The sequence below is a fragment of the Paractinoplanes hotanensis genome, from assembly GCF_023717965.1.
Taxonomy (GTDB): Bacteria; Actinomycetota; Actinomycetes; order Mycobacteriales; family Micromonosporaceae; genus Actinoplanes; species Actinoplanes polyasparticus.
Map to the genome: position 1 here is coordinate 1 of NZ_JAMQOL010000077.1, position 23,077 is coordinate 23,077.

At 69.4% G+C, this 23,077-nt stretch carries 25 protein-coding genes and 2 tRNA genes; 12 read left to right on the plus strand and 15 right to left on the minus strand.

All coding sequences use genetic code 11. The annotated features are described in order from the left end of the window. The first annotated feature begins 498 nt into the window (after window positions 1-498). Window positions 499-714: a hypothetical protein gene (locus LXN57_RS43470; RefSeq protein WP_251804169.1), complete on the plus strand. Its 216-nt coding sequence runs from the start codon at window positions 499-501 to the stop codon at window positions 712-714. 146 nt (window positions 715-860) lie between these two features. On the opposite strand, the gene LXN57_RS43475 is transcribed toward LXN57_RS43470, so the two are convergent. From LXN57_RS43475 to LXN57_RS43485, 3 genes are all read right to left on the minus strand, one after another. Next, on the minus strand, window positions 861-1,658 hold the full coding sequence (locus LXN57_RS43475) for a carbon-nitrogen hydrolase family protein (RefSeq protein ID WP_251804170.1): 798 nt from the start codon (window positions 1,656-1,658) through the stop codon (window positions 861-863). Between the two features lie 149 nt (window positions 1,659-1,807). Next, a complete protein-coding gene (locus LXN57_RS43480; RefSeq protein WP_251804171.1) occupies window positions 1,808-2,335 on the minus strand; it encodes a hypothetical protein in 528 nt (175 codons plus the stop codon). A gap of 46 nt (window positions 2,336-2,381) precedes the next feature. Then, entirely contained in the window at window positions 2,382-2,741 is a 360-nt protein-coding gene (locus LXN57_RS43485; RefSeq protein ID WP_251804172.1) for a nuclear transport factor 2 family protein, read from the minus strand. Window positions 2,742-2,811: 70 nt separating this feature from the next. Here LXN57_RS43485 and LXN57_RS43490 point away from each other — a divergent pair, with 70 nt between their 5' ends. Further along, window positions 2,812-3,387: a PadR family transcriptional regulator gene (locus LXN57_RS43490; protein WP_251804173.1), complete on the plus strand. Its 576-nt coding sequence runs from the start codon at window positions 2,812-2,814 to the stop codon at window positions 3,385-3,387. A 72-nt stretch (window positions 3,388-3,459) separates the two neighbouring features. Here the strand turns inward: LXN57_RS43490 and clpX are convergent, their stop codons facing one another. The 5 genes from clpX to LXN57_RS43515 all read right to left on the minus strand — a co-directional run bounded on the left by clpX (window position 3,460) and on the right by LXN57_RS43515 (window position 7,986). Continuing rightward, complete coding sequence (gene clpX / locus LXN57_RS43495; RefSeq protein WP_221381112.1) at window positions 3,460-4,749, minus strand: ATP-dependent Clp protease ATP-binding subunit ClpX; 1,290 nt, start codon at window positions 4,747-4,749, stop codon at window positions 3,460-3,462. Between the two features lie 209 nt (window positions 4,750-4,958). Further along, a complete protein-coding gene (locus LXN57_RS43500; RefSeq protein WP_221381113.1) occupies window positions 4,959-5,624 on the minus strand; it encodes an ATP-dependent Clp protease proteolytic subunit in 666 nt (221 codons plus the stop codon). An 11-nt stretch (window positions 5,625-5,635) separates the two neighbouring features. Then, entirely contained in the window at window positions 5,636-6,265 is a 630-nt protein-coding gene (locus LXN57_RS43505) for a ClpP family protease (RefSeq protein WP_221381114.1), read from the minus strand. A 260-nt stretch (window positions 6,266-6,525) separates the two neighbouring features. Then, entirely contained in the window at window positions 6,526-7,875 is a 1,350-nt protein-coding gene (tig, locus tag LXN57_RS43510) for a trigger factor (protein WP_251804174.1), read from the minus strand. 37 nt (window positions 7,876-7,912) lie between these two features. Further along, window positions 7,913-7,986: transfer RNA gene (locus LXN57_RS43515), tRNA-Pro, on the minus strand. A 131-nt stretch (window positions 7,987-8,117) separates the two neighbouring features. Here LXN57_RS43515 and LXN57_RS43520 point away from each other — a divergent pair. The 7 genes from LXN57_RS43520 to LXN57_RS43550 all read left to right on the plus strand — a co-directional run bounded on the left by LXN57_RS43520 (window position 8,118) and on the right by LXN57_RS43550 (window position 15,155). Next, window positions 8,118-8,188 (plus strand) — tRNA-Gly (locus LXN57_RS43520). A gap of 1,266 nt (window positions 8,189-9,454) precedes the next feature. Then, window positions 9,455-10,090 carry a GntR family transcriptional regulator gene (locus LXN57_RS43525; protein WP_251804175.1) on the plus strand — a complete coding sequence of 212 codons (636 nt, stop codon included), beginning with the start codon at window positions 9,455-9,457 and terminating at the stop codon, window positions 10,088-10,090. A gap of 62 nt (window positions 10,091-10,152) precedes the next feature. Beyond that, window positions 10,153-11,745: an allophanate hydrolase gene (gene atzF / locus LXN57_RS43530; RefSeq protein ID WP_251804176.1), complete on the plus strand. Its 1,593-nt coding sequence runs from the start codon at window positions 10,153-10,155 to the stop codon at window positions 11,743-11,745. Continuing rightward, window positions 11,742-12,467, plus strand: a complete 726-nt coding sequence (gene biuH / locus LXN57_RS43535) for a biuret amidohydrolase (protein WP_251804177.1) — start codon at window positions 11,742-11,744, stop codon at window positions 12,465-12,467. The genes atzF and biuH overlap by 4 nt, the downstream gene beginning before the upstream one ends. Before the next feature lie 11 nt (window positions 12,468-12,478). Next, window positions 12,479-13,138, plus strand: coding sequence for a cysteine hydrolase family protein (locus tag LXN57_RS43540; protein WP_251804178.1), 660 nt, complete (start codon window positions 12,479-12,481; stop codon window positions 13,136-13,138). Beyond that, window positions 13,135-14,757, plus strand: a complete 1,623-nt coding sequence (locus LXN57_RS43545) for a regulator (protein WP_251804179.1) — start codon at window positions 13,135-13,137, stop codon at window positions 14,755-14,757. The genes LXN57_RS43540 and LXN57_RS43545 overlap by 4 nt, the downstream gene beginning before the upstream one ends. Window positions 14,758-14,783: 26 nt before the next feature. Continuing rightward, window positions 14,784-15,155: an AtzH-like domain-containing protein gene (locus LXN57_RS43550; protein ID WP_251804180.1), complete on the plus strand. Its 372-nt coding sequence runs from the start codon at window positions 14,784-14,786 to the stop codon at window positions 15,153-15,155. Here LXN57_RS43550 and LXN57_RS43555 read toward each other — a convergent pair. Then, window positions 15,143-16,039, minus strand: a complete 897-nt coding sequence (locus LXN57_RS43555) for a glycosyltransferase family 2 protein (RefSeq protein WP_251804181.1) — start codon at window positions 16,037-16,039, stop codon at window positions 15,143-15,145. The two genes, LXN57_RS43550 and LXN57_RS43555, sit on opposite strands and share 13 nt — an antisense overlap. An 80-nt stretch (window positions 16,040-16,119) precedes the next feature. Between LXN57_RS43555 and LXN57_RS43560 the strand changes: the two genes are divergently transcribed. Beyond that, a complete protein-coding gene (locus LXN57_RS43560; protein WP_369077307.1) occupies window positions 16,120-16,992 on the plus strand; it encodes an SDR family oxidoreductase in 873 nt (290 codons plus the stop codon). Here the strand turns inward: LXN57_RS43560 and LXN57_RS43565 are convergent. Further along, window positions 16,985-17,578, minus strand: coding sequence for a DNA-directed RNA polymerase II (locus LXN57_RS43565; RefSeq protein ID WP_251804182.1), 594 nt, complete (start codon window positions 17,576-17,578; stop codon window positions 16,985-16,987). The genes LXN57_RS43560 and LXN57_RS43565 overlap by 8 nt on opposite strands. Window positions 17,579-17,681: 103 nt before the next feature. Between LXN57_RS43565 and LXN57_RS43570 the strand changes: the two genes are divergently transcribed. Next, window positions 17,682-18,902, plus strand: a complete 1,221-nt coding sequence (locus LXN57_RS43570) for a GNAT family N-acetyltransferase (protein ID WP_251804183.1) — start codon at window positions 17,682-17,684, stop codon at window positions 18,900-18,902. A 25-nt stretch (window positions 18,903-18,927) separates the two neighbouring features. Continuing rightward, complete coding sequence (locus LXN57_RS48695; RefSeq protein ID WP_438872980.1) at window positions 18,928-19,368, plus strand: hypothetical protein; 441 nt, start codon at window positions 18,928-18,930, stop codon at window positions 19,366-19,368. Between the two features lie 2 nt (window positions 19,369-19,370). On the opposite strand, the gene LXN57_RS43580 is transcribed toward LXN57_RS48695, so the two are convergent. The 5 genes from LXN57_RS43580 to LXN57_RS43600 all read right to left on the minus strand — a co-directional run bounded on the left by LXN57_RS43580 (window position 19,371) and on the right by LXN57_RS43600 (window position 22,973). Then, window positions 19,371-19,847 carry a ribose-5-phosphate isomerase gene (locus LXN57_RS43580; protein ID WP_251804184.1) on the minus strand — a complete coding sequence of 159 codons (477 nt, stop codon included), beginning with the start codon at window positions 19,845-19,847 and terminating at the stop codon, window positions 19,371-19,373. 28 nt (window positions 19,848-19,875) lie between these two features. After that, entirely contained in the window at window positions 19,876-20,787 is a 912-nt protein-coding gene (locus LXN57_RS43585; RefSeq protein ID WP_251804185.1) for an alpha/beta hydrolase, read from the minus strand. A 2-nt stretch (window positions 20,788-20,789) separates the two neighbouring features. After that, window positions 20,790-22,040 carry a DUF1015 family protein gene (locus tag LXN57_RS43590; protein ID WP_251804186.1) on the minus strand — a complete coding sequence of 417 codons (1,251 nt, stop codon included), beginning with the start codon at window positions 22,038-22,040 and terminating at the stop codon, window positions 20,790-20,792. A gap of 11 nt (window positions 22,041-22,051) precedes the next feature. Then, window positions 22,052-22,264 (minus strand): hypothetical protein, encoded by a 213-nt coding sequence (locus tag LXN57_RS43595; RefSeq protein ID WP_251804187.1) that lies wholly within the window; start codon window positions 22,262-22,264, stop codon window positions 22,052-22,054. Window positions 22,265-22,343: 79 nt separating this feature from the next. Further along, complete coding sequence (locus LXN57_RS43600) at window positions 22,344-22,973, minus strand: mycothiol-dependent nitroreductase Rv2466c family protein (protein WP_251804188.1); 630 nt, start codon at window positions 22,971-22,973, stop codon at window positions 22,344-22,346. Window positions 22,974-23,077: the final 104 nt, after the last annotated feature.

Consider the following 23,077-nt stretch of genomic DNA (forward strand, 5'->3'; position numbering starts at 1 on the left):
ACTAATTGGCACTGGCTTATCAAGCACCCTGTTGAGTTCTCAAAGAACAACCACACCCGGCCAACCGCTCCGGGGCAACCGCTCAAACTTACCTGGTCGACTTCGCAAGCGCAAGATCTGAAATCGTGCTCGCATCGCCCAAGTTTTCCCCACGACAGGCACCCGCTTTCCGGCGGGTAGATCGTGAGAGTGGCCTCGCGGACCGGCCGACGATCACTGAGTGATCTGCTTGCCCGGTTCCCGCTGGCTTGACTAACTTACCCGGTTGGTTTCGCTAGCGCAAGTCGCCCTGCCCTGCTCCACCCGGCCATGCCGGTCAACCGTAACGCCTACCCATCGGGAACGCCGTGCGAGCGTCGCTTTCGCGCCGTTCGTCCGGGTTTCCCTCGGGCAGAGAGAAAGTTACGCGACCGGGTGCCGCTCATGCAAATCGACCCCCGTGCCCATCTGTGCTCCGAGACGACCCGAAACCGCTTCGCGACGTGAAAGAGTGGGCACATGGGAGCTTCGCGGACGCTGGCGGCCGACGTGCTCGTAGACATGATCATGCCGTTCGGCCAGTTCGTCATCGGCGCTCTTGTGCTGGTCACGCTGGTTGTCTCGGTGCGCCGGCTCCTCGTGCGAGGGCCTTCCCGCATGGGGGGCGCAATGCTCCTGTCGGGCGGCGCGGTCATCGGCTTCGCCCTGGTCGGCTACTTGATCCAGCTTCTGTGACGCCGCTGACACCTCAGCGGTGACCCACTGAGCACACACCTCAAACACCGGCTACCGGACGAGCGCCCTTCCAGCCGGAACCAGGTTCTGTCTCGTAGTTGAGGCGGGGCTTTGGCGAGGCCCGGATCCCGCCCACGCAACAGAACCTAGAGGCGCCGGTTGGCGAGGCTCGGCAGTTCTGTGCGGATCTTGTCGAGACGGTCGAAGTCGAGGTCGGCGGTCACCACGCCGACGGTGTCGGGCGCCTGGGCCAGCACGGTCCCCCAGGGGTCGATGATCATGCTGCGGCCGAAGCACGTACGGCCGGGGTCGTGGTCTCCGATCTGGCCGGCCGCCACGACGTAGCACTGGTTCTCGATCGCCCGGGCCCGCAGCAGGACCTCCCAGTGGTCACGGCCGGTGTGCATCATGAAAGCGGCCGGCACGACCAGGACGCGCGCGTCACCCTCGACGGCGAGCCGGCGGTAGAGCTCGGGGAAACGCAGGTCGTAGCAGATCGACAGGCCCGTGCGGACGCCGGCGATCTTGGCCACGACAGTCTCGTCGCCGGGCGCCACCGATCGGGATTCCTGATAGGAGACCCGGCCGGCGATCTCCACGTCGTACAGATGGATCTTGCGGTAGCGCGCGACCAGTCCACCGTCGGGGTCGAAGACCAGGGACGTGTTGTAGGTGTGATCGGCGTCGGGCCCGCTTTCGTGGAACGAGCCGGTGTGCACCCAGATGCCGATCTCACGCGCCGCGTTCGAGAAGAACTCCGCGAAGTCGCCCTCGATCGGCTCGGCCTTGGGCGCCGTCTGCCCCGGACCGAGGTAGTCGACGTATTCCGGCAGCACCGCCAGTTCGGCCCCGGCCGCTGCCGCGCGTTCGAGCAGATCGCGGGCCACCACGAGGTTGTGATCCCGGTCGGCCCGCGAGTTCACCTGACACACCGCAACACGCATTCCTGAAGCCTACGAGCGCTCCGGGCGCAGCCCAACCCTCACCGGGAGGAGGCAGTACCAAAGAACTGTCCCGACCCCCTACCGATGGCCCTACCCGTGGCGGCGGCTCCACGGTTGACTCCCACCTACTCGATCGAAGCCGCGACCGGTCAGGCGTGAGGAGGCGAGGCAGACGGAGGCGATGCAGACGGAGGGAACGCGGGCGGGGGCGATGCGGGCGGGGGCGATGCGGCCGCCCGGGCCAGGAGCGCACGCAGGAAGCGCCGGTGTTTCGGGGCCAGGCGGGTCCAGATCCGGCGCCCGAGGGGGCGGTCGAAACGGACCAGCATCGCCTGGGTCACGTCGGTTCCCGTGCTGTGCAGGACGAGACGCGCGGTCACGCCGGTCGCGGCCCGCGATTCGAGGACGATGTGAGAGGAACTGTTGTGAAGGATCCGCCATCCAAGCACCTGGGCACGCGACCACGGTGGCGCCAGCGGGATGCCCAGCAGCGTCCAGACGGCGATCATTTGCGCCCGGGTACCCCGAGGGCAGCGCTCCAGGGTCTGCCGCGCCCACTGCTCCGCTGGCCGGTCGACCGACGTGGTGAAGGTGAACGACTCGCGGTAGTCAACGGGTTTCAGGCCGGCGAGGGCCTCGAGGCCGGGCGGCGTCTCGATCTCGCGAACGGTGATCATGGCCGCGTCCGGGATGAGATCTGCGAGGGCATGGCGAGAACCCGGGTCAGGCCAGGCGTGACTGCATGGCTTCGGCCAGCGCGTGGATGCCCTTCAACGGGCGGATCATCACCGTGAATTCGGTGATCTGGCCGTCCGGGGCCTCCTGGAGGAAGTCGCAGCCCTCGAGGTGCATGTCCCCGATGCGGGCGCGGAACAGCAGGGCGTGGTCGGGCGGGGAGGTCAGCTCGCGGGTGTAGTGGAAGTCCTCGAAGACCTGAACGACGGCCTTGAGGATCGGGGCCACGGCGAAACGGCCGCGATAGGGAGTGAAGACAACCGGGCTGCGGAAGACGACGTCCTCGTGGAGCAGTGCCAGGGCAGCGTCGATGTCCTGGGCTTCGATGGCGGCTCGGAACGGGTGCAAGGCGGGCCCCTATAGTCAACTAATTGAATAGGTGCGGATTACGCTAACCTGCGCTCGAGGAGGTGTCCAGATGTCGCTGCGCCACGCACTGCTGGCGGCCCTGGCGCAGGGCGAAGCGTCGGGGTACGAGCTGGCCAAGCGGTTCGATGTGGGAGTCGCCAACTTCTGGTCAGCCACTCCGCAGCAGCTCTACCGGGATCTGGAACGGCTCGAACAGGACGGCCTGGTCAGCGCCCGGGTGGTGGAGCAGAGCCGCCGGCCCAACAAGCGGGTGTTCGTGCTGACCGCCGAGGGACGCGAAGAGCTGCGGGCGTTCGGCGAGCGACCGGCCAAGCCGCCGGCGATGCGCGACGAGTTCCTCGTCAAGTTGCAGGCCGTCGACCCGGAACGGCCCGAGGCGATCCTCGCTGCGGCCACCGAGCGGATCGGACGGTCGCGCGAGAAGCTCGCCCAGTACGACCAGCTGCGGGAGCGGATGCTGGCGGGGCGCGACGAAGACCAGTTCCTGCGCGAGAGCGACCAGGTCGGGCCCTACCTGACACTCATGGCGGGGCGAATGTACGAGCAGACGAACATCCGGTGGGCCACCACCGTGCTCGAGACGCTCACCAACCGCCACGCCGAAGTGCCCGGCACGAGCGGGTAGGGACTCACCGCGTACGCGAAAAAGCCGCCGCCGTCGCACCCGGAGGAACGACAGCGGCGGCTTCTGACAACGTCAGGCCGACTTTTCCTCGCGCTCGCGACGGCGGCGGCCGACGAACTCGCGCGGGACGATCGTGGGGTTCACGTTCTCGAGAACCACCTCGCGGTTGATGACCACACGAGCGGCGTCGGGGTTGCTCGGCACCTCGTACATCACGGAGAGCAGAACCTCTTCCATGATGGCGCGGAGACCGCGGGCGCCCGTGCCGCGCAGCATCGCCTGGTCGGCGATGGCCTCGAGAGCGCCGAAGTCGAACTCGAGTTCGACCCCGTCCAGCTCGAAGAGGCGCTGGTACTGCTTCACGTAGGCGTTGCGGGGCTCGGTCAAGATCTTGATCAGAGCCTCGCGGTCGAGGTTGCGGACCGTGGTGATGACCGGCAGACGACCGATGAACTCGGGAATCAGGCCGAACTTCAGCATGTCTTCCGGCATGACGCGGCTGAAGATGTCGTCGGTGTTCCGCTCGGAGATCGAGCGCAGGTGAGCGCCGAAACCGACACCGCCGTGACCCACCCGCGACTCGATGATGCGATCGAGGCCGGCGAACGCGCCACCCACGATGAACAGCACGTTGGTGGTGTCGATCTGGATGAATTCCTGGTGGGGGTGCTTCCGGCCGCCCTGGGGCGGAACGTTGGCCACCGTGCCCTCGAGGATCTTCAGCAGAGCCTGCTGGACGCCCTCACCGGAGACGTCGCGGGTGATCGACGGGTTCTCGCTCTTGCGGGCGATCTTGTCGACCTCGTCGATGTAGATGATGCCCTGCTCGGCCCGCTTGACGTCGTAGTCGGCGGCCTGGATCAGCTTGAGCAGGATGTTTTCCACATCCTCGCCCACGTAGCCGGCCTCGGTCAGAGCCGTGGCGTCCGCGATCGCGAACGGCACGTTCAGCATGCGAGCCAGCGTCTGCGCCAGGTGGGTCTTGCCGCAGCCCGTGGGGCCGATGAGCATGATGTTGGACTTGGCCACCTCGACGTCACTGCCCGCACCGGGCGCGCCGCTCGACTCGGCCTGGATCCGCTTGTAGTGGTTGTAGACGGCGACCGAGAGCGCCTTCTTGGCCTGTTCCTGACCCACCACGTACTGGTCGAGGAACTGGCAGATCTCCATCGGCTTGGGAAGCTCTTCCCACTTCACCTCGCCGGTCTCGGCCAACTCCTCTTCGATGATCTCGTTGCAGAGGTCAATGCACTCGTCGCAGATATAGACCCCAGGGCCCGCGATGAGCTTTTTGACCTGCTTCTGGGACTTCCCACAGAAGGAGCACTTCAGTAGGTCGCCGCCGTCGCCGATCCGTGCCACCTACGTACTCCTTGAGCTCATCGGCCGGCTTGCGCCGGCCCTGATCTGAGGACTGATTGCCTCGTTGCCATCTCATCGTCTGCCGAACCGCGTAACTGAGGCTGCATGCTCGACGTTACCCGCAAAGGTGCGGTTCTCCGACCCCCCAAAACGGGCGTGTCAGGGGTCGGCCAGTCTATTTGGCACCGGCCGGCCCCCGACATGATGCCTCAGCTGCCGGAGCCCACCGACTGCAGGCTCTTCTTGCGGCTCGCCAGCACGACGTCGACGATGCCGTACTCCTTGGCCTCGTCGGCCGTCATGATCTTGTCGCGGTCGACGTCCTTGCGGACCTGCTCGGGCGGGCGGCCGGTGTGCCGCGAGATCATCTGCTCCATCTGGGTGCGCATGCGGAGGATCTCACGCGCCTGGATCTCGATGTCCGAGCCCTGGCCGTAACCACCCTCGGTGGCCGGCTGGTGGATCAGCACACGCGAGTTCGGCAGCGCCATGCGCTTGCCCGCCGTACCGCCGGCCAGCAGAACCGCGGCGGCGCTGGCGGCCTGCCCGAGGCAGACCGTCGAGATGTCGGGGCGGACGTACTGCATCGTGTCGTAGATCGCCGTCATGGCGGTGAAGGAGCCGCCGGGCGAGTTGATGTACATCAGGATGTCGCGGTCCGGGTCGGAGCTCTCCAGCGTCAGCAGCTGGGCCATCACGTCGTTGGCCGACGCATCGTCCACCTGCACGCCGAGGAAGATGATCCGGTCCTCGAACATCTTGTTGTACGGGTTTGTCTCCTTCATCATCCCGTTCGAGGAACGCTCGACGAAGGAAGGCAGCACGTAGCGGTTGTGCACCGGCGCGAACCCGGAGGGCAGGGTCATGTCAGTCATCTTTCAGCTCCTCAGTTCAGCGTTCCGGCGCCCTCGGGAACCTGAGTGGCCCCGGTGATCACCTTGTCGATGAAGCCGTAATCCATGGCCTCCTGAGCCGTGAACCAGCGGTCACGGTCGGAGTCCTGCTCGATCTGCTCCTGGGTCTGGCCGGTGTGGAAGGCGACCCGCTCCTGGAACATGCGCTTGGTGTACAGCATCTGCTCGGCCTGGATGGCGATGTCGGCGGCCGTGCCGCCCATGCCACCGGACGGCTGGTGCATCATGATTCGCGCGTGCGGCAGCGAGAATCGCTTGCCCGGGGCGCCGGCGCAGAGCAGCAGCTGGCCCATCGACGCGGCCATGCCCATCGCGACGGTCTGAACGTCGTTGTCGATGAACTGCATCGTGTCGTAGATCGCCATACCCGAGTAGACCGAGCCACCGGGCGAGTTGATCCAAAGGTTGATGTCGCGCTCAGGGTCCTCGGCGGAAAGCAGCAGCAGCTGCGCGCAGATGCGGTTGGCAACCGAGTCGGTCACCTCGCTGCCGAGGAAGATGATGCGCTCACGCAGCAGGCGGTTGAAGACCGAGTCGTCGAGGTTGCCACTGAGGGAATCACCGCGGAGCACGGGGCTCGCGGGGAGATGAAGATCGGTCATGGCAGCCCTTCACAGCTGACTGTGTCGGCCGGTGGCGGCCGGCAAGTTGTCCGTCGTACGACCAACCTAACCGGTCCATTGCGCATCAGCTTCCCGCTCGGGCAGGTGTTCGCTGACAGCGCACGCGGCTGAGCCAGCCGGAACGCGATGCCCCTCTGAGGCTGACGATGAGACGGTGGTTTTCCGTCGCCGCAAAGAGCGCGGTGACGGAAAACACCGTCTCATCGTCAGCGGGGCGATCGCGTTCTATAGCTAGAACCTCAGTGGTTGTGGCCCGCGTGCTCGTCCTCGCCGGCGGCGCGGAGGTCGTCGAGGGTCAGCACGGTGCCTTCGCTGTCCTTCATCTCGACCTGCTCCATCACCGAAGCCAGGGCCTTGCCGCGGCGCACATCGCCGAACACGGCCGAGGCCGCACCCGACTGCACCAGCTGGTCGTAGTACTCCTGAGGCTGCATCTGAGCGCGCTGCGCACGGTGCACGATCTCGTGACCGAACTCGTCGTCGGAGACCTGAACGTCCTCGGCGTCGGCGATCGTGTCGAGCAGCAGCTGGATGCGGACGCCCTCCTGAGCGGCCTCGGTCAGCTCCTGGTCGATCTGCTCCTCGGTCTTGTCCTCGGAGCTCAGGTAGTCCTGCAGGGTCGCGCCGATCCGCTCCAGCTGGTCGGTCATGGCCTGCTTGCGGCCCTCGACCTCGTCCTTGACGACGCCCTCGGGCGCCGGGATGTCGGCCGTCTCGACCAGCTGCTTCAGCGCCTCGTCACGAGCCGCGTAGATCTGCTCGACCTTCTTGACCTTGGTCAGCCGCTCACGCAGGTCGTTGCGCAGCTCCTCCAGCGTGTCGAACTCGCTGGCCATCTGCGCGAAATCGTCGTCGACCTCGGGCAGCTGCTTGTCCTTCACGCTGCGGACCGTCACCTCGACGTCCGCGTCCCGGCCGGCGAAGTCGCCACCGACCAGCTGCGTCGTGAACTGGGCGTCGGCGCCGGCCACCAGGCCCACGAGAACCTCGTCGAGGCCCGGGAGCAGCTGCTTGCTGCCCACCTCGTGCGAGATGTTCGTCGCCGAACCGCCCGGCACCTCGGTGCCGTCCACGGTCGCCTTCAGGTCGAGCTGCACGTAGTCGCCCTCGGCGGCCGGCCGCTCCACCGTCTTCAGGGTGGCGAAACGCTCCCGCAGCCCGTTGATCTGCTCGTCGATCTCGTTGTCGCCGATCTCGACCGCCGGGACCGTGACCGAAATGGTCTTGAGATCGGGCACGGTGATCTCGGGACGGACGTCGACCTCGGCGGTGAACTTCAGCGGCTCGTTGTCGCCGAACTCGGTGATCTCGACCTCGGGGCGGCCCAGCGTCTTGACGTCGTGCTCACGCACGGCAGCCAGGATCTGCTGAGGAATCGCCTCTTGAACGGCCTCGTTGAGGACCGCGCCACGCCCGACACGCTGGTCGATGACCGCTGAAGGGATCTTGCCGCGACGGAAGCCCGGCACCTGCACCTGCGCGCCGATCTCCCGGTACGCCTTCTGCAGGCTCGGCTTGAGCTCGTCGAACGGCACCTCGATGGCGAGCTTCACCCGAGTCGGGCTCAGTGTCTCGACGGTGCTCTTCACAGGCGTACTCCTTGTTGCTGCGGATAGTTGATGTCAGTCGGGGTGGCGGGATTTGAACCCACGGCCCCTCGCTCCCAAAGCGAGTGCGCTACCAAGCTGCGCCACACCCCGTGGCGACGGCCAGTGTATGCGGTCCGCTTCCACGAGCGTGCGCTGGAGTCACCTGCCGGGGAATCCGGTTCGCGTGAACGGGAGATGATTCAGTAAGCTGTGCGAGCATCCCCGTCCAAGACGGGGGCGTTGCGGGCGTAGCTCAATGGTAGAGCCTCAGTCTTCCAAACTGATTACGCGAGTTCGATTCTCGTCGCCCGCTCGTCGGTGGGGAGGTCTGTCCGCAGAACGCGCGGACTGGCCTCCTCGCATTCTTCCTGGGGGCCGAGCCCCCAGACCCCACGTTGCGGTGTGTCGCGGCCGTTGGTGGCGGGGCGGGGGGTTCGGCTCCTGTCGCCTTCGGCATCCAGTTCGGCTGGGGGTGAAGGCCTTCTTGCTCTTGGTTGGTTCGATTTCGGCTGGGGGGGTGAAGGCTTTCTTGCTCTTGGTGGTTGGTTCGATCATTTTTTGTACGGGCTATGTGCTCTGCCGGGGGCCGAGCGGCACGGCTGAGGCTGACGCGGGTGTGGGTGCGTCACGGGCTGGGTTTGGGCGCCGGAGAGCGGCGGGATGTGTTTGCTCGCGGTGAGGCTGGGTCCGGAGTGCCGTGGGGGCGCTGTGTGTGCGGAGCGTGGCCAGTCGACTTAGTGGGCCGGGCGTCGTCGAGGCGCTGGGTATCCCGTGTCGCCGACGTGGTGGGCGTGCTGAGTAGGCGACGTGGTGGCGCTGCCGATGTGCTGCACACGGTGACGCCGCTGATGCGCTGGACGTCGTGAGTAGCCGACGTGGTGGCGTAGCCGACGTGCGGGGGTTGGCGGCGCTGGATTAGCGGTCGAGGCTGGCATGTGTGGCGGGTTTCTTGGTGGTTCGGGGCGCGGCGCCGGGCCGCCACCCGGCGCCGCGCGTCTCGGCCGGCTTGGGTGCCTCGGCCGGGAGCTTCTGGAGGATGGTGCTCCAGATACCCGCGGAGAATTTAGTCCTGTGCTTTGATGTCCGTCTATTAGGTCTGGCTTAAATCGCACTGTGAGGTTCGGGTCGGGTCACTCAGCGCGATCATGGGCGACCGAGGTTGGGTGCGGGCTGCACCTCCCTGAACTGCGGCTGGCCGGCGAGCCGAGGCCTGGATCTCGGAAGAACCTGCACAGCCCCGCGAGTTGCCACGAAGCCGACGTCGTGCGAGCGGCTGGCTGTGCGCGTTCAGGCGGCCGCCCAGGCACCGCCGGGAGGGCCGGTGTGGCACGTGCCGTCGAAGAGGGGGCGGGGTGGGCTTGGGCTGAATGCGCGGATGGCGCACTACGGCACCCTGCCAAGGGGGTGGGGACGGCGTAGCCTCGCACGATGACCGTGCTGTGGACAGCGCTCATCATTGTTGGGGTGGTCATGATTTTGGTGGCTATGTGGCCCAGCGTGCGCGAAGGTCGGCGACGCCACGACGACAAACGGGACAGCGCCTGACGCGGCGTTGTGCGCGGGCTGGCAGACTCGTCGCGTGAGCACCGGGGAGCTTCAGACGTACAGCCTTGTCGAGCTGGCCGTCGAGCGTCTCCGTCATGAGATTCTCGGTGGGCACACCGACCCGGGCGAGCGCCTCGTCGAGGAACAGCTCACGCGCCGGCTCGGGATCAGCCGGGCGCCGCTGCGGGAGGCCATGCGGCTGCTGGCCCAGCAGGGGCTGGTCGAGCATATTCCGCGGCGTGGCGCCCGGGTGGCGACGCTCTCCGACGACGACGTGCGTGAGCTGTACGAGGTGCGGGATGTTCTCGAGCGGCACGCCGTCTCCACGATTCCGGCCGATCCCGACCTGACGGCGCTGCGGGCCGCGCTCGATGTGATGCGGACGGCCACCGAAGCCGGTGACCGGCTCGAGCTGGCCGACGCGCACCGCCGGTTCCACATCGCGGTGGTTGCCCTGAGCGGCAACCGCCAGCTGGCCGAGCTGTACGGCTCGGTGCTGGTGCGCATCCAGCTCTACATGGCGGTCAACATGCGGCGCGAGGCCGAGGTGGCCCGTGCCGAGGACGGTGTGGCCCGGCACGAGCGGCTGTTCGCCGCGGTCGAGCGCGGCGACACCGCGGCGATCCTCGAGGCGTTGAGCGCGCACGGCGCCCGGACGTATCTGAGCTAAGGGAAATCGCGCCGTTACAAAGCGCAGCATTCCCCGTAACAGAATTGTCGACAATCGACGATGTGGATGCGAACGCGATCGTCGAAGCCGTACGCGGCCGGCCGGACGTCTGGATCAGCGCATTCGGCGCCGATGAGCTGCGAGAACGCGCCGAGCAGGTGGACCCCCGGCTGCCGCTGGCCGGGATGCCGTTCGCCGTCAAGGACAACATCGACGTGGCCGGCCTGCCGACGACGGCCGGCTGCCCCGATTTCGCGTACCTGCCGGAACGGAACGCGCCGGTCGTGCAGCGCCTGGTCGAGGCGGGCGCGATCGTGGTCGGCAAGACGAACCTCGACCAGTTCGCCACCGGGCTGACCGGGGCGCGCTCCCCCTACGGCGCGCCGGAGAGCGTCTTCGGGGGCGGGCTCATCTCGGGCGGGTCGAGTTCCGGGTCGGCGGTCGCGGTGGCTGACGGCACTGTGGCCTTCGCGCTCGGCACGGACACCGCGGGGTCGGGCCGGGTGCCGGCCGCGCTCAACGGCATCGTCGGGATCAAGCCGACCCGGGGTCTGCTGAGCACGCTCGGGGTGGTGCCGGCGTGCCGCTCGCTCGACTGTGTCTCGATCTTCGCCCGGGACGTGCCCACGGCGGACCGGGTGATGCGGGTCGCGCGGGGTCGCGTACGGGAAGACCCGTGGTCACGCGAGGGATGCCGGCCGTTGCTGGCCGAGCCGCGGATCGGCGTACCGGAAGCCCTGGATTTCTTCGGAGATGCCGGGCAGGAAAAGGCCTTCGCCCGGTTCGGGTGCGACGTGACGGTGGACGTCGGACCGCTGCTCGAGGCCGGTGACCTGCTGTATCGCGGGCCGTGGGTGGCGGAGCGGCTGGCCGACCTGGATGACTTCCTGCAGGCGCATCCGGAATCGGTGCTCCCGGTGACCCGGGCCGTCCTGGAGACCGGCCACGGGTTCACGGCGGTCGACGCTTTCCGCGCCCAGCATCGCCTGCAGGAACTGCGGAACGCGGCTGACCGCATGTGGGAACGGATCGACGTCCTGGCCCTTCCGACGATCGGCACCACCTTCACTCATAGTGAGATCGGCGAGGATCTGATCGGCCACAATCTCACCCTGGGTCGCTATACGCAGTTCGCCAACCTGCTCGACCTGGCCGCCGTGACCGTACCCAACGGCTTCACCGCGGACGGCCGGCCCGCCTCGATCACCCTGTTCGGGCCGGCCTTCAGCGACGACACCCTGGCCCTGCTGGCCCGCTCGCTGCCGGTCGACAACAGCCTGACCCTCGCCGTGGTGGGACTGCACCTCAGCGGCGAGCCGCGCAACGGCGAGCTGCTCGACCGGGGCGCCACCCTGGTCGGCGTAGCCCGCACCGCACCCTGCTACCGCCTGTACCACCTGCCCTCGGGTGCTCCCGGCCTGGTGCGCAGCGAAGCCGGGGAGTCGATCGAGATCGAGCTCTGGCAGATGCCCGCCACCGAGGTCGGCAGCTTCCTGGCCGGCATCGCGGCGCCCCTGTCGCTGGGCCGGGTCGCCCTCGACGACGGCACCGAGGTCACCGGCTTCCTGTGCGAGGCGTACGCGGCGGCCGGCGCCCCTGACATCACGGCCAGTGGCGGCTGGCGTAACTACCGTGCGAGAGGAGCCACCACATGACCGCATCGATCGGGCCGGTCCAGGCCGACCCCTACCCCTGGCCGTACGACGGCACGGTTCCCGTGTCGAGGACGGCGCTCATCTGCATCGACTGGCAGACCGACTTCTGCGGCAAGGGCGGCTACGTCGACTCGATGGGTTACGACATCGAGCTGACCCGGGCCGGGCTGCCGGCCACCGCCCGGCTCCTCGAGCACGTCCGCGACCTGGGCATGCTCGTGATCCATACCCGTGAAGGGCACGACCCCGACCTGTCCGACCTGCCGCCCAACAAGCGCTGGCGCTCGGCCCGGATCGGCGCCGAGATCGGCAGTGACGGGCCGTGCGGCCGGATCCTGGTCAAGGGCGAACCCGGCTGGGAGATCGTGCCCGAGGTCGCCCCGGTGGCCGGCGAGGTGATCGTCGACAAGCCGGGCAAGGGCGCGTTCTACGCCACCAATCTCGACCTCGTCCTGCGCACGCACGGCATCACCCACCTGATCCTGACCGGTATCACCACGGACGTCTGCGTGCACACGACGATGCGCGAGGCCAACGACCGCGGGTACGAGTGCCTGATCCTCAGCGACTGCACGGGCGCGACCGACCCGTCCAACCACACCGCCGCCCTGCACATGGTCACCATGCAGGGCGGCGTCTTCGGCTGCGTCGCCACCTCGGACGACGTGATCACGGCAACGGAGCCGTCCAGCCACCCCGCCCACCACCCACAAGCGGCCTGAAGGCGGTTCCCATGCCGACTGTCGACGCCACCCCCGGCCCGTTTTCCTTCGACACCGACAGCACCGTGCTGCTCGTCATCGACATGCAGCGCGACTTCCTTCTCCCCGGCGGCTTCGGCGAGAGCCTGGGCAACGACGTTTCCCAGCTCAGCCGGACCATCGAGCCACTGAGCACGCTCATGGCGGCCTGGCGCGCGGCCGGCCTGCCGATCGTCCATACCCGGGAAGGCCACCTCCCCGATCTGTCCGACTGCCCACCGGCCAAGCTGGCGCGCGGAGGCATCGGCGAGCAGGGCGCGTTCGGCCGCATCCTGGTGCGCGGCGAGTACGGCCACGACATCGTCGACGAGCTGGCGCCGGTCGACGGTGAGATCGTCGTGGACAAGCCGGGCAAGGGCGCCTTCTACGCGACCGAGCTGTCCGGCATCCTCGACAAATTCGGCGCCCGGCGACTGATCGTCACGGGCGTCACGACCGAGGTCTGCGTGCACACCACGGTCCGCGAGGCCAACGACCGCGGGTACGACTGCCTCGTGCTCGCCGATTGCGTCGGCTCGTACTTTCCCGAATTCCAGCGCGTCGGGCTGGAGATGATCGCCGCGCAGGGCGGCATCTTCGGCTGGGTCGCCGACTCCCCCACTGTCATCGCCGCCCTCCAGGAGCAGAAATGACGACCACCACTGCGGCCAAACTTCCTATCTGGGTACGCGGAGACACCAACGCCTTCTTCGGCTTCGGCGTCAACGTGCTGGTCAACGTCCTCACCCTGACGGCGCTGTGCATCGGGGTCATCAAGATGCCGGCGTCCGACGTCTTCGGCGTGATCCTGCCCGCGCTCGGCATCGCGCTCGTCGCGGGCAACGTCTATTACACGTTCCTGGCCCGGCGGCTGGCGGCGAAGGAAGGCCGCTCGGACGTCACCGCGCTGCCGTACGGGCCCAGCGTGCCGCACATGTTCATCGTGATCTTCGTGATCATGCTGCCGATCTACCTGAACACCGGCAACCCGGTGCAGGCGTGGACGGCCGGGATCGCGTGGGCCTTCATCATCGGCGTGATCGTGCTGATCGGCGCGTTCGTCGGCCCGTACATCCGCAAGTACACCCCGCGGGCGGCGCTGCTCGGCACCCTGGCCGGCATCTCGATCACGTTCATCTCGATGAACCCGGCCGGCAACATGTGGAACTACGCGTGGATCGCCCTGCCGGTCCTCGGCCTGCTGCTGATCGGGCTGCTGACCGACGTGAAGCTGCCGTTCAACTTCCCCATCGGATTGGCCGCGCTGCTCGTCGGCACGGCGATCGGCTGGGCCGGCGGGGCCATGTCGGTGCCCGACGTGACCTCGGCCGCCCGGGACATCGCGTTCGCCTTCCCCCATCTCAAGTTCGACCTGCTGGTCGACGGGCTCCGCGACATGGCGCCGCTGCTGGCCACCGCGATCCCGCTCGGCGTCTACAACTTCACCGAGGCGATGACCAACGTGGAGAGCGCCGCCACCGCCGGCGACCGCTACAACCTGCGCAGCGTGCTGCTGGCCGACGGCGCCGGCGCGGTGATCGGCTCGTGCCTGGGCTCGCCGTTCCCGCCCGCGGTCTATGTCGGCCACCCCGGCTGGAAGGCGGCCGGCGGCCGGACCGGCTACTCGATGGCGACCGGCGTGGTGATCGCGCTGCTCTGCTTCTTCGGGCTGTTCGGCCTGCTCGGCGCGATCTTCCCGACCGCCGCCATCGTGCCCATCCTGCTCTACATCGGCCTGCTGATCGGCGCCCAGGCCTTCCAGGCGACCCCGCGGGCCCACGCGGCGGCGGTGGTCGCGGCGCTCATTCCGAACATCGCCTCGTGGGCCACCGGACAGATGGACAACGCGCTGGCCGCCGCCGGAACCACCGCGGCCGAGGTCGGCACGGGCGCGCTGGCCGGGGCGGGCGTGGTCTACGACGGGCTGAAGACGCTGGGCGAGGGCGCGATCCTGGCCGGCCTGGTGCTGGGCGCGATCGTCGCCTTCATCATCGACAAACGGTTCTGGCACGCCGCGGTCTTCGCCGGGTCGGGGGCGGTGCTCAGCTTCATCGGCCTCATCCACGCCGAGAAGGTGCAGTGGAACGCGGACGGGCAGGTGACACTCGGCTACCTGTTCCTCGCCGTCGTGTGCGTGGTGTTCGCGCTCGGCAAGCCGACGCCCCGCGTGCCGGACAAGGACGAAGAGGAGAGCTTCGAGGGCAACAGCTTCACCGAGGCGCCGGAAGGTGGAGTGCCGACTCCGCGTAAGGAAGAGCCCGCCGTTTCCTGATCATCGAGCGCAACCGGAGGAATGTCGTGGACGCGGACGTCATCGCGGAGGTCGGTACGGCCTTCGAGGCGTACGAGAAAGCCCTGATCCGCAACGACGTCGACGCGATCATCGGATTCTTCGCCGGCGACGCCGTCCGTTACGGCCTCGCCGACATGCAGGTCGGCCTGGAGGAGCAGCGGCGGTGGCGGCTCGCGCAGCCGCCGCTGCCACCCGGCCGGCGCCTCAAGGACACGATCATCCAGGCCTACGGGCCGGATGTCGCCGTGGTGAACACGTTGTTCGGCTATCCCGGCAGCGAGGTGCTCGGCCGCCAGTCGCAGACGTGGGTGCGGTTGCCCGAGGGCTGGCGGATCGTCGCCGCCCACGTCTCCGAGCCGCGCGGTCAACCGGCGTAGCGGCGGGCCTTCGAGCGGCGTTGCGCCTCGTCCAGTCCGGCCAGCCGCGCCTCGACATCGGCGGGGCGCGGCCGGCGGGCCGTCAGCAGCCAGGGCAGTCCCCGCAGCGCATCCCACACGGCCAGCGCCGAGGTGCGGTCGTGCGGCACCGTACGGGCCAGGAAGGCGCTGCGGCGCAGGGCCGGGCCGATCGGTCGGCGCAGCCAGGTGAACCACAGCGTGTTGCGCAAGCCCACCCGCCGCCGGTGGACGGCGTCGCGCAGCACCGACGCGCGGTGGTGCACCACCAGATCCTCCAGGTAGCACAGCTCCCAACCCGAGCCGAGCAGGTCGGTGGCGAGCAGCTCCTCCTCGCCGCCCAGCCAGAGCCGCTCGCTGAAGCCGCCGGCCTGCTCGAAGGCTTCGCGCCGCACCACCGAGGCGCCGGCCAGGAAGCTGCCCAGCGCCGGGCCGGGCAGCCAGTCGGGGCCGGGCACGGGCGAGCCGCGCAGCTCCTCGACGATCGGGTCGTCCACGCCGTCCGGCTCCACGACGATGCGCGCGTTGACGAGCGCCAGGCGCGGGAAAGCGTCGAGGGCGTCGGCCGCCCGGGTCAGCGAACCCGGTTCCCACCAGGTGTCGTCGTCGCAGAACGCCACATAGGGCGTACGGAGGCGGGCGACCCCGATGTTGCGGCCGACCGCACCCAGGTTCTCGGTCAGCGCCACGACGTCGACCTCGGGGAACTCCCGCCGGACGGCCTCGGCCGTGCCGTCGGTGGAGCCGTTGTCCACCAGCACGACCGGGGGCTGCCCCGGCAGCTCACGAAGGCGCCGCACCGCGGCCACCGCCTCATCGCGCCGCTGCCAGGTGATCACGACGACGCCCACTCGCTGATCAATCACGGCGGCCGGATTACCCGGTCCGTTCGCGGGCATACCGTGCTGGTCAGCACACCTCGGACGGTAATCAGGAGGTAACCGGATTGGATCCGCGCAGCAAGTACCCCGGGCCGGCGCTCGACGGCGGCGACCAGGAACCGCCCGGCTCGACCGCGGCGATGCCGGACCGCCCGGATCACGGCGAACAGAGTTACCAGGGCTCGGGCCGGCTCAGCGGCCGCAAGGCGGTCATCACCGGCGGCGACTCCGGCATCGGGCGGGCGGTCGCCATCGCGTACGCGCGGGAAGGCGCCGACGTGCTGATCTCCTACCTGCCCGAGGAGGAGGACGACGCGCGCGACACCGCCCAGCACATCGAGAAGGCCGGCCGCAAGGCGGTGCTCGTTCCGGGCGACATCCGCGACGAGGCGCACTGCCGCGCGATCATCGACCGGGCCCGGACCGAGCTGGGCGGCCTGGACATCCTGGTCAACAACGCGGCCTATCAGATGGCCCAGCCGGGCGGGATCACCGACATCACCGACGAGCAGTTCGACCGGGTGATGAAGACCAACCTGTACGCGATGTTCTGGCTCTGCCGGGCGGCCGTCCCGCACCTGCAGCCGGGCGCGACGATCATCAACACGGCGTCGGTGCAGGCCTATCAGTCCTCGGCCCACCTGCTCGACTACGCCACCACCAAGGGCGGCATCGTGGCCTTCACCAAGGCGCTGGCCGAGGATCTGGCCGAACAGGGCATCCGGGTCAACGCGGTCGCACCAGGGCCGATCTGGACGCCGCTCATCCCGGCCACCATGCACGAGGAAAAGATCAAGACCTTCGGGGAGGACGTCCCGCTCGGCCGGGCCGGGCAGCCGGCCGAGCTGGCCGCCGCGTACGTCTATTTCGCCAGCCCGGAGTCGAGCTACACCACCGGTGAGGTGCTGGGCGTCACCGGCGGCAAGCCCGTCAGCTAGCGAACAGGTCGACGACCCAGTGGAAGGCGTCCATGACCCACTCGGTCTGCTGCAGCCAGGCGAGGCCGACGCCGGCCAGGAAGAGGGCCGTGACCAGGTGTGACCCGCGGGCGGTGCGCCGGACACGGCCCATCTGGCGTTCGATCACCAGGTGGCCGACGACCCGGGCCAGGCAGAAGACGCCGACCGCGACGGCCAGCGTGACCACCAGCACGATCGTCGGTGTGCCGAACGGGCCCTCGCCCGACAGGGCCCATATGCCCCAGCAGACGAAGGCGAACAGCACCGCGGCGCTGGTCCACTCGCCGCCTTGGCGCAGCTCGCTCCACTTCCAGCTGATGGGGTGGTGTGCGTGCGGCGCCGGGGCGCCGGGCCAGCCCACGCCCGTCGGCTCGTGCTCGGCCCGCGGCCGGGCGTTCACCTGAGCACGGCCCTGGTTGAACGGCGCGGGCGGCGCGGCCTCGGGCGCCGGGAACTGCGCCGTCGGCGGGGGCGCACCCTGCGTCGGCGTGGTGGGCGCGTCGGCCCACGGGTCTTGTGGCGGCATGTCGAGCGTCCGCTCCGACCACTGCGGTTGCTCAGGCATTGGTTCCCCCTCCGGTCGGGCGGTGCGTCCCACCCGCCCTCATCGAGAGTAGCGACCCGGCAAACCATTCGCTCTCGGGCCCGCGGTCCGTTACACAAGTCCTATGTTCGAATCCGTGCGCCTGCGCGCCGCCACCGACGAAGATCGGCGCGGGATCGCCGACCTGTTGCTGTTTCTCTTCCATGAGCATGGCACCGACGATCAACGTGACCTCGAGATGCGGATCATCGAGCCCGAGCGGTCGGTGGTGGCCGACGACGACGGCCTGATCGTCGGCAACGCGGCCGTTCAGACGCGCGACCTGACGGTGCCCGGGGCGGTGATCCCGGTCGCGCACGTGACGGGCGTGGGCGTCGCGCCCACCCACCGCCGGCAGGGCCTGCTGACCGCCATGATGCGCCGCCAGCTCACCGACATCGCCGAGGCCGGCCGCGAGCCCGTGGCGGCGCTCTGGGCCAGCGAGACGGCGATCTACCCGCGCTACGGCTACGGCCCGGCCGCCGACCGGCTCCGCCTCGACGTCCGCAGCCGTGAGATCACCGTCACCGGGCCCGAGGCGCCGGCCGGCAAGTTCCGGCTGATCGATCCGAAGGCGGCGCGCGCCGAACTCGTCGCGGTGCACGACGCCGTACGGATCCATCGGGTGGGCTGGTCGAGCCGCCCCGGCTACTGGTGGGACTACCTGCTGGCCGACAACGACGCGATGCGCGACGGCGCGACCACCATGCGCGGCGTGGTCTACGAGACCGCGGACGGGCCTGTCGGCTATGCCCTGTGGCGGGTGAAGAGCGACTGGGACTCGCACGGCCCGGCCGCCGACGTGCGCGTGAACGAGCTGGTGGCGGGCGATCCGGGCGTCTACGCGGCGCTGTGGAGGTTCCTGTTCGGCACCGACCTGGCCCGGACGGCGTCGTACGACTTCGCGAGCGTCGACGAGCCGCTGCAGTTCATGGTCGACGAGCCCCGCAAGCTGGGCCGGCGCTACGCCGACGCGCTCTGGATCCGGCTGGTCGACCTGCCGGCCGCGCTCGAGGCCCGCCGCTACGCGAGCCCGGTCGACGCCGTGTTCGAGGTGACCGATCCGGTTCTCGAGGCCAACAACGGACGCTGGCGGCTCACCGGCGACGCCGAGAAGGCTTCCTGCGTACGCACGGACGACGCCCCCGACTTCGCCTGTTCGATCACCGAGCTGGGCGCGGCCTACCTGGGCGGCACGACGCTGGCCACGCTGGCCACGGCCGGCCGCGTCCAGCAGTTCACCGGCAACCTGCCCTCGACAGCGTTCCAGTGGTACCGCCTGCCGGGCGTCCTCGAGGTGTTCTGACGGTGCTCGCGGTAGCGTCGGCGGCATGGCTGAGCCCGAACGCCGCCGACGTCGCCTGCGTCCCTCCTCCGGTTCCGCGGTGCCGTCCCCGCCGCCGACCACCGACGAGACCGCCGGGCCGGCCGCGGGTGCGGCCCTGACCGAGCCGATCGCCGACCCGGTTCCCGAAGCGGAGTCGGCGGGGGCGGCCGTGCCGGCGCCGATCGAGCGGCTGGTGCGACCGCCGCGCAACGGCGGCAGCCGTCGTCAACCGCCCGGGCCGGGCGGCAACGGGGACGACCGGGAGCTCGAGCGCGGTCTGCGCGGCCTCGTCGGCTCGGGGTCGTCGCAGGTCAGCGTGGGCGCGGCGCTGCGCGCCCGGGACGCCGCCCGCCCCAGCGAGCAGGAGCTGGCCGACGCCGACCGCAACCTGACGATCGTCCGCCGGAACTGGGTGCCGCGGGAGGAACTGCCCCGCAACCGCTGAGATCAGCTGGCCGGAAGCTCCGGCAGCACCGGACGGCTCGCCTCGTACTCGGCCAGCTGGGCGATGCGGCGGGCGTGGCGCGGGTTGCCCGAGAACGGGGTGGCCAGGAACGTCTCGACGAAGGCGGTGGCCTCGTCGAGGGTGTGCTCGCGGGCGCCGATGGCGATGACGTTGGCGTCGTTGTGCTGGCGGGCCAGCTGGGCGATCTCGGTGCGCCAGACCAGCGCGGCGCGCACGCCGTCGATCAGGTTGGCGGCGATCTGCTCGCCGTTGCCCGAACCGCCGATCACGATGCCCAGCGAGCCCTCGTCGGCGACCACCCGCGCCCCCGTGTGCAGGCAGAAGGCCGGGTAGTCGTCGTCCGGGTCGTAGACGTGCGGCCCCACGTCGACGACATCGTGGCCCTGCTTGATCAAGTGGTTCACGAGGTGCATCTTCAGCTCGTAACCGGCGTGGTCGGAACCCAGGTAGACGCGCATGGTCTCACTCTCTCTTCGAATGCGGCGGTCAGAAGGTCAGGCCCGCGCGCAGGTAGGCGGCGACCTGATCGGTGGCCACCCGGGCATCGTCGATCACCGCGAGCTTGCGGGCGAATCCATGATTCACCCCCATGTAGCGGGTGTGCACCACCGGCACCCCGGCCGCGAGCAGCGCGTCGGCGTAGTCGGCGCCCTCGTCGCGCAGGGCGTCGTACTCGGCCGTGATGATCAGCGCGGGTGGCAGGCCGGCCAGGTCGTCCGCGGCCAGCGGGGCCACGTCGGGCGTGAACCGGGTCAGCGGATCGGGGGCGTACGTCGCCCAGGCCCGCTGCATCGAGGCCCGGTCGAGGCCGTACGAGCCGACCTCGTCGTACGACTCGGAGGCGGTCATCGGGTCGATCGCGGGGTAGATGAGCACCTGGAGGTCGAGCGGGGTCGCCGCGTCGCGCTGCCGCCGGGCCACGACCGTGGCCAGCTGGCCACCCGCGCTGTCGCCGCCGATGGCCAGCCGTGAAGGGTCGACCCCGAGCTCGGCGCCGGCCTTGCGCACGTACGCGATGACCGTCTCGACATCGTCCAGAGCGGCCGGGAAGACGTGTTCGGGCGCGAGCCGGTAGCCGACGGAGAGCACCGCACAGCCGGACCGGTCGGCGATGCGCCGGCACACCCGGTCGACGGTCTCGATGCTGCCGTAGCACCAGCCGCCGCCGTGCACGTAGACGAACACGGGCGCGTCGACCCGGGCGGCGTAGAGCCGGGCCGGCACTCCCCCGGCGTCGACGTCGGCCACCACCGGCAACGGCAGGGCCGGGCCGCACTCGGCCTCGTTCGAGTCCTCCATCGCCTGCCGCACGAACTGCAGGATTTCGTACGAGTCGGAGAGCTCAGCCGGCGGCCGGGCACGCAGCCCGGCCGCAGCCGTCACCTGGGGGTTGAGCATGGTCAGTCGAGCTGGCTGAGGACGAGACCGCCCCGCGCCTTGGGCGTGAACCAGGTGCTCTTGCGGGGCAGCTTCTGCCGTTCGAGATTCACCCGGACGAAGTCGTCGACGGTGACCGGCGCGATCAGCACGGCCAGCTCGGACCGGCCCGCCTCGACCTCGCCCCGCAGCCACTCGGCCGGGTAGTCGCCGCCCACGTAGTTGATCCGCTTGTCGCCCGGGTCGAGCCCCAGGGCGTCGCGCAGCAGCACCCGCTCGACCAGAGCGTGGTCGAGGTTGTCGACGTCGGCCAGGTTGGTGTTGACCGGCAGGCCGACGGCGAAGGATCGCCCTGCGCCGCTACCGACGCCTGGTCCTTCGGACGGCGCGGAGGACCCGGGCAGATGGGGGGCATACAGCTCGATGGTGCCCTTGCCCGGAATGCGCGCGGGCCGGGGCACCTCGGTGACCGTCGCCCCGGCCTCGCGCAGCCGCGCCAGCAGCTCGTCGAGGGGCAGCGGCAGCTCGCTGACCAGGCGGTTGTAGGGCTGGATGGCGACCGAGGCGGGCGTGGTGACGACGGCCAGGAAGCGTGGCAGGCCGGCGGTCTGCGCGGCCAGGCTGCGGTGGTTGCCGTCGGCCACGACCAGCTCGCCCCCGCCGGCCAGGGCGGTCAGCTCGTCCTGCTGGGGGCCGGGACCGAGCAGCCAGATGGCGTGGGTGCGGCCGGTCTGGTCGACGTCGGTCGCGGCCGGGGCGCCCGCGGCGTCGGTGGCGGCGGCCAGGGCCGCGTGCAGCTGCTCACCCTTACCGGTCTGCAGCAACAGGACCGGGGACAGCAGCGTCCCCACCGCCTCGGCCAGGGCCACGCGCTCGCGGACCTTCTCGAGGAAGACGTCCTCGTTGCGGATGACCAGGCCCGGCTCGTCGGCGCTGGTCGAGATCTGGTCGGTGTCGACCAGGCACCACAGCCCGTACGCGGGAGGCTCGCCCGCGGCGGTGATCCGGTAGAGCACGACGACCTCGTCGGCCGGCGTGTAGAGGCCCTCGGCGCGCTCGAGCGCGAGCCGGGCCACCGCGTCGGGCAGCGAGGCGGCAAAGGTTTTGCCCAGCGACTCGGGTGCCAGGTGCGGCATCTCGACAGCGAGCGAACTATGCGGATTGTCGGCGATGATGGACGTTATTTCGGCGTCGTCGGCGAATTCGTCGTAGTTCTGGGCGCCCGTGCCACCAGTGGTGACCCAGGCCCGGCTGATCGGGTGCACGACCGTCATGACACAAGAAGTTACCGGGCGGCTCCGCGGTGCCGTCCGACGGGCATGTTGCCCCGTGACCTGGCCAGCTGGCCACGGCGCCAACTGCCGACCGGGCGTTCGACCGGCACTGCCGAGACCGTGACCGGCGGCGCCACCAGCGCGGCCAGCTCGGGCGGGAGGTTTACCCAGTCGTCACGGTGCACCGTGATGGCCGACAGGGCGACCGCGTCGGAGTCAGTCATTTCCGCCTCGTCGTGGAATGAGGTGAGCATCACCCCATCCAACGACGTGGCGGAACGGCCGGTAGCGCTTTCGCCGGGATCAGTCGAATACCGGACCGATGTCACGTGTGCGCTTGATCTCGTAGAAACCGGGAGTGCCGGCGACCAGCATCACGCCGTCCCACAGGCGGCCCGCGGCCTCGCCCCTGGGCGCCGGGGTGACGACCGGGCCGAAGAAGGCGATCTTCTCGTCGCCCCCGCCGGGGCCGGGGGCGTGGATGACCGGGGTGCCGACGTCCATCCCGACCGGCTTCATGCCGGCGTCGTGGCTGCCACGCAGTGCGTCGTCCCAGGCGTTGCTGCCAGCCGCGTCGGCCAGCGCCGGGTCGAGGCCGGCCTCGGTCAGCGCCTCGGTGTAGAGCTGCTCGCCGAACTCGTACTTGCGCAGGTGGATCCGGGTGCCGAGGGCGGTGTAGAGGTCGCGGAGCACCTGCGGGCCGGCGGCCTCCTCGGCGGCGATGCAGACCCGTACGGGACCCCAGGCCTTCTCGAGGAAGCTGGTGTAGTCCGAAGGCAGGTCGCGGCCCTGGTTGAGCACGGCCAGGCTCATCACGTTGAACCGGATGTCGAGGGGACGGACCTTCTCGACCTCCAGCAGCCAGCGCGAGGTAATCCAGGCCCAGGGGCAGGCGGGGTCGAACCACATGTCGACCGTGGCGCGTTCAGTCATGAGTCAGATACTCCTCCACGCAACTATCTGGTGTCGCTATCGCCGCGGGTTCCGGTCCGGGTGAGGTGGGACACCTGGCGTCCGCCTAGGCTGGCGGAGGAAAG

Bases quoted from the DNA above. Each gene is read 5' to 3' on its own strand.
- LXN57_RS43470 (WP_251804169.1), top strand. From the start codon at position 499: ATGGGAGCTTCGCGGACGCTGGCGGCCGACGTGCTCGTAGACATGATC.
- LXN57_RS43475 (WP_251804170.1), bottom strand. From the start codon at position 1,658: ATGCGTGTTGCGGTGTGTCAGGTGAACTCGCGGGCCGACCGGGATCAC.
- LXN57_RS43480 (WP_251804171.1), bottom strand. From the start codon at position 2,335: ATGATCACCGTTCGCGAGATCGAGACGCCGCCCGGCCTCGAGGCCCTC.
- LXN57_RS43490 (WP_251804173.1), top strand. From the start codon at position 2,812: ATGTCGCTGCGCCACGCACTGCTGGCGGCCCTGGCGCAGGGCGAAGCG.
- LXN57_RS43500 (WP_221381113.1), bottom strand. From the start codon at position 5,624: ATGACTGACATGACCCTGCCCTCCGGGTTCGCGCCGGTGCACAACCGC.
- LXN57_RS43505 (WP_221381114.1), bottom strand. From the start codon at position 6,265: ATGACCGATCTTCATCTCCCCGCGAGCCCCGTGCTCCGCGGTGATTCC.
- biuH (WP_251804177.1), top strand. From the start codon at position 11,742: ATGACCGCATCGATCGGGCCGGTCCAGGCCGACCCCTACCCCTGGCCG.
- LXN57_RS43540 (WP_251804178.1), top strand. From the start codon at position 12,479: ATGCCGACTGTCGACGCCACCCCCGGCCCGTTTTCCTTCGACACCGAC.
- LXN57_RS43545 (WP_251804179.1), top strand. From the start codon at position 13,135: ATGACGACCACCACTGCGGCCAAACTTCCTATCTGGGTACGCGGAGAC.
- LXN57_RS43565 (WP_251804182.1), bottom strand. From the start codon at position 17,578: ATGCCTGAGCAACCGCAGTGGTCGGAGCGGACGCTCGACATGCCGCCA.
- LXN57_RS43570 (WP_251804183.1), top strand. From the start codon at position 17,682: ATGTTCGAATCCGTGCGCCTGCGCGCCGCCACCGACGAAGATCGGCGC.
- LXN57_RS48695 (WP_438872980.1), top strand. From the start codon at position 18,928: ATGGCTGAGCCCGAACGCCGCCGACGTCGCCTGCGTCCCTCCTCCGGT.
- LXN57_RS43580 (WP_251804184.1), bottom strand. From the start codon at position 19,847: ATGCGCGTCTACCTGGGTTCCGACCACGCCGGTTACGAGCTGAAGATG.
- LXN57_RS43585 (WP_251804185.1), bottom strand. From the start codon at position 20,787: ATGCTCAACCCCCAGGTGACGGCTGCGGCCGGGCTGCGTGCCCGGCCG.
- LXN57_RS43590 (WP_251804186.1), bottom strand. From the start codon at position 22,040: ATGACGGTCGTGCACCCGATCAGCCGGGCCTGGGTCACCACTGGTGGC.
- LXN57_RS43595 (WP_251804187.1), bottom strand. From the start codon at position 22,264: ATGACTGACTCCGACGCGGTCGCCCTGTCGGCCATCACGGTGCACCGT.
- LXN57_RS43600 (WP_251804188.1), bottom strand. From the start codon at position 22,973: ATGACTGAACGCGCCACGGTCGACATGTGGTTCGACCCCGCCTGCCCC.